The organism is Bifidobacterium sp. LH_512 (assembly GCF_056356435.1).
Genome location: NZ_JBKEUE010000001.1, coordinates 786616 through 801084, shown reverse-complemented (window position 1 = coordinate 801084; position 14469 = coordinate 786616). Strand labels below are relative to the sequence as shown.

Sequence of the window (14469 nt, the reverse complement as noted above, 5' to 3'; positions counted from 1 at the left end):
GTCAGTCTTCGCCCCACACGTCCCGGGCAATGGAACGCACGAGTGTGATCTTGGCCCACTGCTGCTCCTCGGTCAGCACATTGCCCTCTTCGGTGGAGGCGAAACCGCACTGGGTCGACAGGCACAGGTGGTCCAACGGCACATACTGGGCGGCTTCCTTGATGCGGGCCTTGATGGCGTCGGCGTCTTCCAATTCCGGTTTCTTCGAAGTAATCAGGCCGAGCACGACCTTCTTGTCGCCGGTGACTTCGGCCAGCGGCGCGAAATCGCCGGAACGGTCGTCGTCGAATTCCAGGTAGTAGGCGGCCGGATGCTCTTCTCCGAACAGCACTTCGGCGACCGGGGCGTAACCGCCGGAAGCGAACCACTGGGACTGGAAGTTGCCGCGGCACACGTGCGTGGTGACCGTCATGCCTTCCGGAGCGGCGTCGATGACGGCATTGTTGATGGAAGCGTACTGGCGCTGCACTTCCTTCGGATCGCGGCCGAACACGGTTTCCTTGAAGGCTTCGGAGACGAGCATGCCCCACGTGCAGTCGTCCAGCTGCACGATGCTGCATCCGGCCTCATGCAGGTCGGCGAGCACCTGGGCGTATGCGGCCACAATGGCCGCGGACAGTTCCTCATCGGTAGTGTACGGGTTTTCGAAATGTTCGGCGGCACCGGCCTGCAGCAGGAACAGCGTCTGGGCCGGGGAGGGGATGGTCTGCTTGGCGACGGTGTTGTCGTCTTCGAACTGCTTGACGAATTTGAAGTGTTCGATGAACGGATGGTTCTCGCCGCTGATTGGACCGCACACTGCCGCGGTCTCCATCACTTCGGCGCCTGCGGAGCCTTCGACGGCTACCGGATTCGTGCCCTTGGCAACGCCCTGCAGGCCCCACATGAAGTCAAGATGCCAGTAGGCGCGGCGGAACTCACCATCGGTGATCACATGCAGGCCTGCGGCCTTCTGCTTGGCGACCAGATCTTCGATGCAACGATCCTCGACGGACTTCAGCGCAGCGGCGTCGATCGCGCCCGCGGCGAAATCGGCACGGGCACGCTTCAGGGATTCCGGACGCAGGTAGGATCCGACGACGTCGGCGCGGAACGGTGCGGTATGGGCATATGGCATGGTGTGCTCTCCTTGTTATCGGTAACAGTGAAATACCTTCGGCACGATACAGAACGCATCCCATGCCAAAACGGCGATGTCCGCATTGAGGACACCGCCGTCTATAGATAAAATCGATACATCGTAATCATCACGAAGCACCGCAAGGCAGGATGGGCATCGCTTCCGATGCAGCCCGCGCCTATTCCTCAGCGACCAACTCCAGATAGGAGTCGTTCCACAGATCCTCGTCACCGTCAGGCATCAGCAGCACGCGTTCCGGATTCAGCGCCTGCACCGCACCCTCATCGTGGGTGACGAGCACGATCGCGCCCTCATACTTTGCGATGGCCTTCAGGATCTCATCACGAGAAGCCGGGTCGAGATTGTTGGTCGGCTCGTCGAGCAGCAGCACGTTCGCACGCGACGTCACCAACGTTGCCAACGCGAGACGCGTCTTCTCACCACCGGACAACACACGGGCCGGCTTCAGCGCATCGTCGCCGGAGAACAGGAAGGAGCCCAGAATGGAGCGGGCTTGGGTGTCGTTCAATTCCGGCGCCACATGCACCAGGTTCTCCAGCACGGTGGCATCCAAATCCAGGGTGTCGTGCTCCTGCGCGAAATAGCCGATCTTGCAGCCGTGGCCGTATTCGACTTCTCCGGTGTCCGGATCCTCCAGGTGGGCGAGCAGACGCAGCGTCGTGGTCTTGCCTGCGCCGTTGTAGCCGAGGATGACCACGCGGGATCCCTTGTCGATGGCGAGGTTCACGCCGGCGAACACGATGTTCGAGCCATACGCCTTGGAGATGTCCTTCGCCATGATCGGCGTGCGTCCGCAAGGTGCCGGCTCCGGGAAACGAATGTCGGCCACTTTCTCCTTCTTCTGCGCTTCCGAGGTTTCTGACAGAAGGCGTTCCGCACGACGCATCATGTTCTGCGCGGCAACAGCCTTCGTGGCCTTCGCATGCAGACGGATGCCTTGCTGCATCAGACGCTCCGCCTTCTTCTCCGCGACTTCACGTTCGCGGCGGCGACGTTCCTCATCCACCGCACGCTGGTGCAGGTAGGCCTTCCATCCCAGCGAATACATATCGATCTGGCCGAGCTGCGCGTCCAGATGCCACACCTTATTCACCACCTCGTCCAGCAGTTCGGTGGAGTGGGAGATGACAAGGAATCCGCCTTCATATTTCTTCAGATAGCCGCGCAGCCATTCGATGGAGTCGGCGTCCAAATGGTTGGTCGGTTCGTCGAGGATCAGCGTATCCGCATCGGAAAACAGGATGCGCGCCAGTTCGATACGACGACGCTGGCCGCCGGACAGCGTGCCGAGCTGCTGGCTCATCACTTCCTGCGGCAGGCCCAGACTCGCCGCCATTGCGGTCGCTTCGGACTGGGCGGCATAACCGCCGGCCTTGTCGAAATCCTGCATCGCCTTGTCGTACCGGTTCATCGCACGCGTCATCACATCCGGGTCGGGGTCGGTCATCTCCTTTTCCGCCTTACGGATGCGGCTGATAATCGTCGCGATGTCGCGAGCGCTCATCATGCGGTCGAGTGCGGTCTGCTCCGGATCGGCGGCGTGCGTGTCCTGCGGCAGGTAGCCAAGCTTACCGGAAACGCGCACCTTGCCGGCGGTCGGCAGCAGGTCGCCGGTGATCACACGGGTCAGTGTGGTTTTACCGGCGCCGTTGCGTCCGACCAAACCGATTTTGTCGCCTTTGGCGACGTGGAAATTTGTGGGGTGCAGCAAAGTTCGCGCGCCAATCTGAATCTCAAGTTCCTGCGCTTCAATCGCCATGGTGTTGTTTCAGCCTTTTCTTCAACCGTTGTCGTCATCAATCACGTTCGCATCGCGGGAATTCATCGTATCCATCCCGCAAATCACCAATGGAACATCATAGCGAATGCCCGCCGACCGGCACAGCGGCGGCGTCGCGGGAAATCACAAGCCACAACACCGCAGGCGGCATCATTCCGACAGCAATGCCGGCGACAACTTCCAAAACAGGAATCCGGCCGTCAATGCGGACGCAATGTCGGAAACCGGCTCCGCCACAAATACACCCAACGTCCCGATGCCCGCGATATGCGGCAGAATCAGCGCCAGCGGCACCAACAGGATGATTTTACGGAAAATCGCCAAAAACAGTGACGGTTTCGCCTGCCCCATGCCGACGAACGCGCATTGCACGACGTTCTGAATGCCGAACACGCCCATGCCGCAGCAGAAAATCGGCAGCATCGCCACAACGATGCCGGCGATGGCGTCGTCCGACGTGAAAACTCCCGCAAAGAACGCCGGGAAAATCATAAACAACGCCACCATGGTGCTATTGATGGCAATCTGCACCACCAATGTGCCGCGGAATGCGCGGCGAACGCGATCGAAGCGACGAGCGCCGAAATTGTATCCGACGATTGGCTGCACACCCTGTGTGATGCCGTTGGAGAATACGGAAATCAACTGCATCAGACTGGTGATGATGGTCATGGCGCCCACATAGGCGTCACCGCCATACCGTTGCAGACTGGAGTTGAAGACGACTTGGATCACGCATTCGGTGAACTGCATGATGAACGGGGAGACGCCAAGCATCAGCACCGGGCCAAGGATGCGTCCGATGCGAACGTTGCACCAGCGTAGGCGGATAACGCTGCGTTTGGATGCAAGAAATGCGATCACCCATACGGCCGACAACGCCTGTGCGATGACATTGGCCAATGCGGCGCCATATACTCCCATGTCGAGTGCGAATATGAACAGTGGGTCGAGCGCCACCGATACGAGCGCGCCGATGAGCACGGACACCATGGCCACGCCCGCTTTGCCCTGCGCGGTGATGAAGGTGTTCAGGCCAAGCGCGAACTGCACGAATACGGTGCCGGAAAGATATACGGTCAGGAATTCCGTCGCATAGGGGACGGTGCTGGCGCTGGCGCCGAATGCCAGCAGAATCGGTTCTTTGAAGATCTGCAGGATGGTCGGCAGAACGACGGCGATGGCGATGAGGGCTGCGACGGACGAGCCGAGGATGCGTTCGGCTTTGCGCACATCACCTTGGCCAAGGGCGATGGAAGCGAGGGGAGCGCCGCCGTTGCCGACCAGGGCGGCGAATGACGAAACGGCCAGCAGAATCGGAAAGCAGACGCCGACACCGGTCATGGCGAGGTCGCCGGTTTCGGGAATACGCGCCAAGAACAGACGGTCGACGATGGTATACAGCGCGTTGCAGGCTTGCGCGATGATGGCGGGGAGCGCAAGAGATACGGCAAGCGTGCCGATGGGCATTGTTCCGAGCCGGTTCCCCTGTTGCGTCTGTGTCGCCGTTGCCATGTGCACCGCCTTTGTGTGTCATAAAAATGCGCATGACGCGCTCATGCGTCATGCGCATACTATGCGCCACTGTCCGACATTTTCGACGTGCGTCGAACGGTGACGCCGCAACGGCGAGTGCCACTTCGTCTTATTGCGTGATTGCCTTCACGTATTCGGCTGCGGCTTCGTTCAAGGTCTCATCGTCGATGACCGAACACCCCTGTACGAGGAACGGCTTAACAAAACGCATGTCAATCTTGCGAGCCACCACTTCGAATGGGCTGAGCAGCTCGTCCATGGTACGCTTGTAGTCGCCGTCCGGACTGAATTTACCGGCTTCGGAACCGGTCGTCACCACCAGCCTGAGCTCCTTGCCGAACAACTTACGAGCGCCGCCGAACGCCCATCCCGCCGTAAGCACGCGATCCTCCCATTCCTTGAGCAAAGCGGGGGAGCTGTACCAGTAGAACGGGAACTGCAATACGATGCGATCGGCCTGTTCCATAAGCCGCTGCTCCGCCTCGACATCGATGGTGAAATTCGGATTCTCGGCATATTCGTCGCGCACGGTCACATTGTCAGGTTTAACCGTGTCCAATGCGGCAATCAAACGGGCATTGACGCGCGACGACCCCATATCAGGATGAAAAAGCAATACAAGCGTATTCATATAGCGCTCCTCTAGCGTGTGGCATTCCGGTCGAACGGAATATTCGTCCGCGCCTCAGCTTAACGCCGTCATCATGACGACGGTGCCGTTCCTTTCCTGGCGAACGCCATCCCTTCGGTTCATGCTCGGAGGCTTCCTGCCCATTCGACGATGCGCCGCCAAGGAAGGTACAGCAGGACCGCACCTGCTACGGACGCGGCCAGCACCACGACGGCGGTGAGGGGAACGACACCCATCAGGCGTACGCCGATGCCGATGCTCGCCCATAGGATGACGAGTCCGAACACCCAATCACCGAACCTATGCTTCATCAGCAGAGCCGCGGCCAGGGCGAACAGCACCAGCGCCACCGTATATACGCTCGACCATGGCCATGAGATCTTGCCACCGGCCGCCCGAGTGGCCACATACGACAGATTCGCGAGCGAGGCGACAGTCGTCCACGCAGCATACACGGACAGTGGCGCCCAATCCCAAATGCCGCCTTTGCCGTTCCTTCCCGCAGACCGATGACGGCTGATGACCCGAAGCACCCATACCGTCGATGTCAGCATCAGTATCACGACCACGCTGGCCGAAAACCAGCGAAACTGCCAGACCGTCAGCCAAAGGACATTAAGCAGGCAGGTCAACACGAACAGCATCCCACGCAGGTCAAGGGGGAGTCCTGGCAAGCGTCTGCCGATGCGTTTCGCGCCGGTGATACGCACCAGCCAGATGGCCAATGCGATGTAGATGATTCCCCAGATCGTAAACACATACCCGGCCGGCGTAAACCAGACGAACACTTCATTCGAGATCTCGGCGGTCGTTCTTCCTCCCAATATGCCGAACTGCGCCAAGATGTTCACGACGAGCATCGCTGCATACGCCACCCACACCACGACCGCCTCCGACACGGTCCCGGTATCTGATCCGCCCTTGTGTGAGAGACCGTTTCGCTTTTCCTGTGCGCCATCCATATGATCACATCCCAACTCATCCCGGAGCCCACGAATCCGGCCCCGCATCGACGTCGGAATCCCGCTTCCTTACGGGATTCCCATCCGCCGCACCATCCACGATACGTCAAATGGTCTCCCGCCGCACGCGGATGCCGAGCAGAAGGCCTTCGCGACGCCGAAGGGTCGTTTCGACACGGTCGACATGGCACACGGTATCGGCTACGTTACGATGGCTCGCTGTAAGCGAGCATAGCGAGTTAGGAGACGATGTGGCATCTCTTCAGAATTCCGTGACTTCGACGACCGATGCCCAAGCGGAGTCGATGCACCGCAAGATGTCGCCGAATACGGCGCGCATCATGCTGATCATCAATGCCGCCGTGTGGGGTTCGGGGTATACGCTGCTGAAGATGATTCAGGACACGATTCCGACGCAGTGGATGATGGCGATCCGAATGTTCCTAGCGATCGTAGTGATGGGACTGGTGTTTCTGCCGCATCTGATGAAACTGGGACTGCGCCGATACGTCATTCCCGGTCTGATTCTGGCTGTCACCTATTGGGCGGGTTATATGTTGCAATTGACGGGGCTAAAGGATATGGCGCCGGGACGTAATACGTTCCTGGTCGACACGTATTGCGTTATGGTGCCGTTTTTCGTATGGGCGTTCACCAAACGGCGTCCCACCTGGCAGCATATTGCGGCTGCGGTCATCTGCATCGTCGGCATTGGATTCGTGTCTTTGGGCGGTGACGGCGCCGCGAACCTGCTGTCGGTGAATTTTGCTGATGCTATCACCATCGCCAGTGCGGTATTTTATGCAATCAATATGGTGAACGTCGGCATGCTGGGAGCCCGTTTTGACGCCATCGGCCTAGTGGTGATGGAATTCTTCTGGTGCTTCGTGCTGTTTCTTGTCGGAGCAGTTCTTACGGAGGGCGCACCTTCGCTGACTTGGGCGCGTTGGGATATCGCTTTGGGATACGCGTATCTGGTGATCGGTTCGACGGTTATCGGCCAAATTTTCCAAACGGTCGCCATTCAGAGCATTCCCACGTCGCAGGCGTCGGTGCTACTCAGCACCGAATGCATCTTCGGTGTTATCGCGTCCATGCTCTTCTACCATGAGCGGCTCGCCCCGCGTTCCGTCATCGGATTCGTCCTGATTTTCGGCGCGATTCTGCTCTCGCAGATCCAATTGAAAAAGCGACATCACACACAAAGCGCCTGAATGCCGCCGATACATAGAGCCCCGCCACAAGACGGGGCCTTATTTTGATGGATTTTCCGAAAAATTACGTCAAGGCAGGCAGTATTTCAGCCTTATACACTTTGGTTAATTGATTCAGATTCATGGCCGCATTGGCCGGGCTTGTCGATGGTAATGCGATCATCGGCATGTTGATATCTGCCTGCTGCAAATAGGGAAGACACAGGCGACGGTATAGTTGTGCGGCCTTCACGCCGGTGGTGAAAATCATACCGATTTCGGACCCGCGAAGCAGCGGCGTCAGATCATTGCCAACGGCGTTGCGGATGCTGGCATCGCTGGCGCCGGCGATATCGCATGAGGCGATGACATCCCATAATGCGATGTGGTGGCGCAGCACGAAATCGCGCCGCGTCTCGACGCTGCTACCTGGCACGTCATCCGGCTTGGCCGGATTGACGAACAACCGCTCCAACACCGGCCAGAATCTATTTCGCGGATGCGCATAGTAGAAACCGTCCTCACGTGATTTCGGACTGGGCATCGATCCTAGGACCAGAATGCGGCTGCTCTCATTCCATACAGGGCCGAATTCATGTTCGACATGCGTGTAGCGTTCGCTCATGCGCGACATCTTACTCATTACATGCTAGGACGATTCTGTTTATGTGAATTATCGTAGGGGCCGCGCACACGGATTCCTCCGTATCATCAGCCTTTATCGCACACAACACACCTCGAACAACTGTTCGAATTCTGGGTGGCGCATGCGGTATTCTTGTTCGAAGACATTATTCGAGCAGGGCGGAGGAATCCGATAGTGGTGAAGCATACGGCTCCCAAAAACAGTGAAGTGACGGTGGAACGCATCATGACCAGCGACGTGTTCCTGTCGCGCGAAATCAAAAAAGCGCCACTGGTCAACACTAATGGATCTCTGGTGGCGGATCTGAAGCATCTGCCTAACGATCTGAAAATCGTCGTCCAAGGTGCACGCGAGCATAATCTCAAGAACGTCGATCTGGAGTTTCCCCGCAACCGTATGGTGGTGTTCACCGGCTTGTCCGGTTCAGGCAAGTCCTCATTGGCGTTCGACACTTTATTCGCCGAAGGTCAGCGCCGATATGTCGAATCGTTGTCCGCTTACGCCCGCCAGTTCCTTGGGCAAATGGACAAACCGGACGTCGATTTCATCGAGGGCCTGAGCCCTGCCGTCTCCATCGATCAGAAAACCACCAACCGCAATCCGCGTTCGACCGTGGGCACGATTACGGAAATCTATGACTATCTGCGACTGCTGTTCGCGCGCACGGGCATTCCCCATTGCCCTGAATGCGGTTCGACGGTCAGCGCGCAGACGCCGCAGCAGATGGTCGACGCTCTGCTGGCATATCCCGAACGCACTCGTTTCCAGATTCTCGCCCCCGTGGTTCGCGGGCGTAAAGGCGAGTTCGAAGACCTGCTGAATTTGTTGAGAACGGACGGCTATGCACGCGCATTGGTCGACGGTGAAATGGTGCAGCTGTCCGACGACATCAAACTCACCAAGCAGAAGAAGCACACCATCGAAGTGGTGATCGACCGTCTGGTCGTCAAGGACGGTATCCGTCAACGCCTGACCGATTCCGTGGAGACGGCGTTGAAGCTGGCCAAAGGCATTATGGTGGCCGATTTCGTCGACTTGGATGCGAACGATCCGGAACGCCGCAAACCCTTCTCGGAAAAACGCGCATGCCCGAACGGCCATCAGCTTGAGCTCGATGAAATCGAGCCACGCACGTTCTCGTTCAACGCGCCGTATGGCGCCTGCCCAGAATGCACGGGCATCGGCTACAACCTGGAAATCGACCCGGAACTGGTGATCCCCGATCCGGAGAAGACGCTGAACGAGGGCGCCATCGAACCGTGGGGCATCGGCAAAGGCACCAGCGACTATTACCGCCATGTGCTTGAAGGCCTTGCCGACGAGATGGGTTTCGATTTGGATACACCGTGGAAGGATCTGCCACAGGATATCCGCAATGCGATCCTGTACGGCCATGATTTCCAAGTACAGGTGTCATACCGCAACCGTTGGGGTCGCATGCGCGAATATTCGACCGGATTCGAAGGTGTCGTGCGTACGCTGATGCGCCGTCATGACGAAACCGATTCCGATCAGATGAAGCAGTATTACGAATCGTTCATGCGTGAAGTGCCATGTCAGGCCTGCCACGGGCGCCGTCTGCGCCCGGAGGTGCTTGCTGTCACGGTGGGAGGCGAATCCATCGCCGACGTGTGCGACATGTCGGCGGAAAAAAGCCTCGCATGGGTGAACGGTTTGGAATTGGAAGGCTCGGCGGCTCAGATCGCCGGCGAGGTACTGAAGGAGATTCGCGCCCGTCTCGGCTTCCTCAACGATGTCGGATTGAACTATCTGACTCTGTCACGCGCTGCGAAAACCCTGTCGGGCGGCGAAGCGCAGCGTATCAGGCTGGCCACGCAGATCGGCTCCGGTCTGGTCGGTGTCATGTATGTGCTTGACGAGCCTTCAATCGGCCTGCATCAGCGCGATAATGAACGGCTGATCGGCACGCTGCATCATCTGCGCGATTTGGGCAATACGCTGATCGTCGTCGAGCATGATGAAGACACGATTCGCAATGCCGACTGGGTGATCGACATTGGACCGGGCGCCGGCGAGCATGGCGGCGAGGTCATCTATTCCGGTCCGGCGAAGCATCTAGTCGATGCTTCGCGTTCCGTCACCGGCGACTATATCGCCGGCCGGCGCGCCATCGAAGTGCCGCGGCAGCGTCGTAAGACGAATCGTACGAAGCAGCTGCGTGTGGTCGGCGCGCGTGAGAACAATCTGAAGAATCTCACTGTGAACTTCCCGCTGGGCGTCATGACCTGCGTCACCGGCGTTTCCGGTTCGGGCAAGTCCACGCTGGTCAATCAGATCCTCTACCCGGTGTTGGCCGACAAGCTCAACGGCGCACGTATCGTGCCGGGCAAGCATACGCGTATCGAAGGCATCGACCAGTGCGACAAGGTGATTCATGTCGATCAGAACCCGATCGGCCGCACACCGCGTTCGAATCCCGCCACCTACACGGGCGTATGGGATAAGATCCGCACCCTGTTCGCCAAAACCCCGGAGGCACAGGTGCGCGGCTACGGTCCGGGACGCTTCTCCTTCAACGTGAAGGGCGGACGCTGCGAAGCCTGCCATGGCGACGGCACGTTGAAGATCGAAATGAACTTCCTGCCCGACGTATATGTCGAATGCGAAGAATGCCATGGCAAACGCTACAACCGCGAAACCTTGGAAGTGCATTACAACGGCAAGTCCGTGGCCGACGTGCTGGACATGCCGATCGAAGAGGCGGCGCAATTCTTCAAATCGTATCCGTCGATTTCCCGCTATCTGGAAACACTGGTGCAAGTCGGTTTGGGCTACATTCGGCTCGGCCAGCCTGCACCGACGCTGTCAGGCGGTGAATCGCAGCGAGTCAAGCTCGCCACCGAATTGCAGCGTCGCTCAACCGGCAAAACCGTCTATATACTCGACGAGCCGACCACCGGTCTGCATTTCGAGGACGTACGCAAGCTGTTGCTGGTATTGCAGGGATTGGTCGACAAAGGCAATACGGTTATCGTCATCGAACATAATCTCGACGTCGTCAAATCCGCCGACTGGATCATCGACCTCGGCCCTGAAGGCGGCGACGGGGGCGGCACCATCGTCGCGGAAGGCACGCCGGAACATGTGGCCCAATGCGAGCAATCGTGGACCGGCAAATTCCTCAAGCCGATGCTCAAAGCGTAGCGAACATGCAGGTCGGGAACAGCGGAAAGGAAAGACGTGTCCTCTGGATTGGTGGAACGGCATAGTCCGGGTGAATGGCGCAAAACGGCGTCCGCATTGCAGGCAGATGCGAGCGCGTCGGTTCACGCCGCCGATACGCAGACGGGTGCGGCGGTCAACAAAAACGGCGCACCGCTGCTGGGTGACACCCGAGACCTGTTCCGTCCCAGAACCAGCGATATCCCGGCACAACCCGGCGTCTACAAATGGCGCGACGGTGAAGGGCGCGTGATCTATGTCGGCAAGGCGAAGAATCTACGTAACCGTCTGACCAATTACTTCCAACCGCTGTATCTGCTGCATCCACGCACGCAGACCATGGTGTTGACCGCCCGTTCTCTTGAATGGACGGTGGTCGGCACCGAATTGGAATCCCTGACATTGGAATACACGTGGATCAAGGAATTCGACCCACGTTTCAACGTCGTGTTCCGTGATGATAAAACCTACCCGTATCTTGCGGTGTCGGCGGGGGAGAACGTGCCGCGTGTGTGGATCACGCGCAGCCGCAAGCGCCGTGACACCCGCTATTTCGGCCCGTATGCGAAAGTGTGGGAGCTGCGGCATAGCCTTGACCGTCTGTTGAAGACCTTCCCTGTTCGCACCTGTTCGGACAGCGTGTTCCATAAGGCGGAGCTGACGAAACGTCCCTGCCTGCTTGCCTCGATCGGCAAATGTTCCGCGCCTTGCGTCGGCCGGGTCAGCGCCAAGGAGCATCGCAGGCTATGCGAACAGCTGGCCGGCGTATTGACCGGTCACATCGGCAAATCGTATATCGCTCAGCTTACGAAAGATATGAAAGCCGCAAGCGCCGAACTTGAATTCGAAAAGGCGGCCCGTATTCGCGATCAGATTCAGATGCTGCAGACCGTCGTCGAACAGAACGCAGTCGTACTTGACGATCAGGTCGACGCCGACGTGTTCGGCATGGACAGTGACGAGCTGGAAGCGTCGGTGCATGCGTTTTTCGTACGAGCAGGCACGATTCGAGGCGAGCGCAATTGGAGTGTGGAACGTGTGGAGGACGTCGGCGATGACGAGTTGATCGCCGACCTGATCGTGCAGGTGTATTCGGATATCGCGTCCGACAGCGTCAACCGCGCCAAGGCGGAACGGCTGCCGACGGCTCAGAGCGCGACGGTGATCAGCGAGCGCCGCAACGCCATCGGAGTCACGCAATCGGCTACCGCCACGGACGCGCTGGCCCGCGCGCAGGCCACCAGAACACGCAATGAGCGTCAGGAGCAAACTGGCCGTGACGATCTGCTTGCCCCTATCGCTCCGGTTCCGCGTGAAGTGATCGTGCCGGTCGAGCCTGCACGCCGTGAGGAGCTGGAATCCTGGCTTAGTTCGTTGCGCGGGGCGGGTGTGACGATCCGCGTTGCCGCCCGTGGCGATAAGAAGCAGTTGATGGATCGTGCCACGGAAAACGCGAAGCAGGCGTTGCAGCGCAGCAAGATGGGTCGCGTCAGTGATATGGCGTCGCGTTCGACGGCGATGAATGATGTGGCCGACGCGTTGGGATTGGAGCAGGCTCCGCTGCGCATTGAATGCTATGACATTTCCAATACGGTGGGTGGCGCTTTCCAGGTGGCGTCGATGGTCGTGTTCGAAGATGCTATGGCGAAGAAAAGCGAATATCGCCGGTTTGCGATTCGTGGCGCCGACGGGCAGGGGGCGTTGGATGATCTGAGCGCGTTGTATGAGACGCTGACCAGACGTTTCCGCCATGGCAATATCGCCGGTGATTCAGGCGACAGCATGGATAACGAGCGACGTGCGGCTTCGGCTTCACTGCAGAATGACGATAATGATTCCGCAGCGGATACCATTCAGCCGACGAACGGGGAAGCAGCAACGTCTGTGCAGCAGAACACGAATCGTCGTCATTTCGCGTACAAGCCGAATCTGGTGGTCGTCGACGGCGGCAAACCGCAGGTGATGGCCGCGGCCAAAGCGCTCGAGGATTGCGGTGTGGATGATGTCGCCGTCTGTGGTTTGGCGAAACGTCTGGAAGAGGTGTGGGTGTCGGACGATGATTACCCGATCATTCTCAAACGTCAATCCGAAGGCATGTATCTGCTGCAGCGGGTGCGCGACGAATCTCATCGTTTTGCGATCACGTATCATCGTCAATCCCGCCGTAAAGGCGCGTTGCGTTCGGCTTTGGACGATATTCCGGGCATTGGCCCGGCATATCAGAAGCGTTTGCTTAATCATTTCGGGTCCGTACGCGCCATGCGCCAGGCCAGCATCGAAGAGTTGGAGCAGGTCAAGGGCATAGGTCAGGCAAAGGCCGAAACGATTTATCAGGCGCTGCATGCCGAAGAGTCCGAAGAATCGCAGGAAGCCAAAGGCAAAACGTCAGCTGGACGGAATCCCTCGTGATTTCGCCTCGGCTGGTAGCATAGGGGAAGTGTTTTTAAGAAGGGGACGACATGTCGAATATCAATCATCGTTGCGCGGTATTGGGCCAGCCGATTGCACATTCGCTGTCTCCCGTTCTGCACAATGCCGCCTACCATGCTCTGGGTTTGGATGATTGGTTCTATGATCGTCACGAAGTCGGGCGGGACGATCTTGATGCTTTTCTGCATTCGCTTGACCCGACGTGGGCCGGTTTGAGTCTGACGATGCCGTTGAAGAAGACGATTCAGCCCTACGGCACGCCTGATGACTTGTGGGCGGGGGAGTTGAAGGTCGCGAATACGGCGATTTTCGACTGGGAGCATCGTCATGAGGACGGATTTCCGTATATTCGACTGTACAACACCGATGTCAAAGGCATCGTCAATGCGATTGGGCATGCCATTGGCGTCACGGCATCCGGCACAACCGCCACGGGGGAGGCTGTGGTTATCGGCAACGGTAACACCGCGACGTCCGCTGTTGCAGCCTGCACCGCACTGTCGAATCCTCTGATCACGCATATCACCGTCGCCGCGCGTCATCCTGACAAGAATATCGAGGAATTGCAGCATGTCGCCGGCATTCTTGAATCCACGCCGCTTGACGCAATCGCAATCGACGATATCGCGCCCGCATTGCAGGCCGCCGATGTCGTTATCAGCACGATTCCCGGTCATGCCGCGGATGCGATCGCCAGCATCATCGAGCAATATGATGTCCGCCCGCATGGTCTGCTGTTGGATGTGCTGTATGATCCTCGCCCGACCGCTTTGATGAAAGCCTGGCGAACCGCTGGAGGCCTTGCCATCGGAGGCGAAGAAATGCTGTTATATCAGGCAATCGGACAGGTTGCCCTTATGACCGCGAGAACCGATGTGAATGACGTATTCACCGATTTCAACGCCGACGCCGCATTGGAAACCTCCATGCGCGAGGCACTCAAGGAGGTGCTGTAATACGATGACGC

The 14469-nt window shown here is 58.5% G+C and carries 10 protein-coding genes; 4 read left to right on the top strand and 6 right to left on the bottom strand.

The annotated features are described in order from the left end of the window. Position 1 precedes the first annotated feature (1 nt). From AC1AWD_RS03570 to AC1AWD_RS03550, 5 genes are all read right to left on the bottom strand, one after another. On the bottom strand, positions 2–1117 hold the full coding sequence (locus tag AC1AWD_RS03570; protein ID WP_476563764.1) for a 5-methyltetrahydropteroyltriglutamate--homocysteine S-methyltransferase: 1116 nt from the start codon (positions 1115–1117) through the stop codon (positions 2–4). A gap of 181 nt (positions 1118–1298) precedes the next feature. Continuing rightward, positions 1299–2900, bottom strand: a complete 1602-nt coding sequence (locus tag AC1AWD_RS03565; RefSeq protein WP_476563763.1) for an ABC-F family ATP-binding cassette domain-containing protein — start codon at positions 2898–2900, stop codon at positions 1299–1301. 171 nt (positions 2901–3071) lie between these two features. After that, positions 3072–4436: an MATE family efflux transporter gene (locus AC1AWD_RS03560; protein ID WP_476563762.1), complete on the bottom strand. Its 1365-nt coding sequence runs from the start codon at positions 4434–4436 to the stop codon at positions 3072–3074. A 130-nt stretch (positions 4437–4566) separates the two neighbouring features. Further along, positions 4567–5088 (bottom strand): NAD(P)H-dependent oxidoreductase, encoded by a 522-nt coding sequence (locus AC1AWD_RS03555; RefSeq protein WP_476563760.1) that lies wholly within the window; start codon positions 5086–5088, stop codon positions 4567–4569. Positions 5089–5207: 119 nt separating this feature from the next. Then, positions 5208–6050 (bottom strand): TspO/MBR family protein, encoded by an 843-nt coding sequence (locus AC1AWD_RS03550; protein ID WP_476563758.1) that lies wholly within the window; start codon positions 6048–6050, stop codon positions 5208–5210. 251 nt (positions 6051–6301) lie between these two features. Here AC1AWD_RS03550 and AC1AWD_RS03545 point away from each other — a divergent pair, with 251 nt between their 5' ends. Then, on the top strand, positions 6302–7264 hold the full coding sequence (locus tag AC1AWD_RS03545; RefSeq protein WP_476563756.1) for a DMT family transporter: 963 nt from the start codon (positions 6302–6304) through the stop codon (positions 7262–7264). A gap of 64 nt (positions 7265–7328) precedes the next feature. On the opposite strand, the gene AC1AWD_RS03540 is transcribed toward AC1AWD_RS03545, so the two are convergent. Continuing rightward, positions 7329–7868: a DNA-deoxyinosine glycosylase gene (locus tag AC1AWD_RS03540; RefSeq protein WP_476563754.1), complete on the bottom strand. Its 540-nt coding sequence runs from the start codon at positions 7866–7868 to the stop codon at positions 7329–7331. A 246-nt stretch (positions 7869–8114) separates the two neighbouring features. Between AC1AWD_RS03540 and uvrA the strand changes: the two genes are divergently transcribed. The 3 genes from uvrA to AC1AWD_RS03525 are packed head-to-tail and all read left to right on the top strand — an operon-like array spanning position 8115 to position 14458. Then, the gene (gene uvrA, locus AC1AWD_RS03535; protein ID WP_476564566.1) at positions 8115–11054 is read left to right on the top strand and encodes an excinuclease ABC subunit UvrA; all 2940 of its coding nucleotides are present in this window, start codon (positions 8115–8117) and stop codon (positions 11052–11054) included. A gap of 36 nt (positions 11055–11090) precedes the next feature. Next, positions 11091–13481: an excinuclease ABC subunit UvrC gene (gene uvrC / locus AC1AWD_RS03530; RefSeq protein WP_476563752.1), complete on the top strand. Its 2391-nt coding sequence runs from the start codon at positions 11091–11093 to the stop codon at positions 13479–13481. 50 nt (positions 13482–13531) lie between these two features. After that, complete coding sequence (locus tag AC1AWD_RS03525; protein WP_476563750.1) at positions 13532–14458, top strand: shikimate dehydrogenase family protein; 927 nt, start codon at positions 13532–13534, stop codon at positions 14456–14458. The last annotated feature ends 11 nt before the right edge of the window (positions 14459–14469 follow it).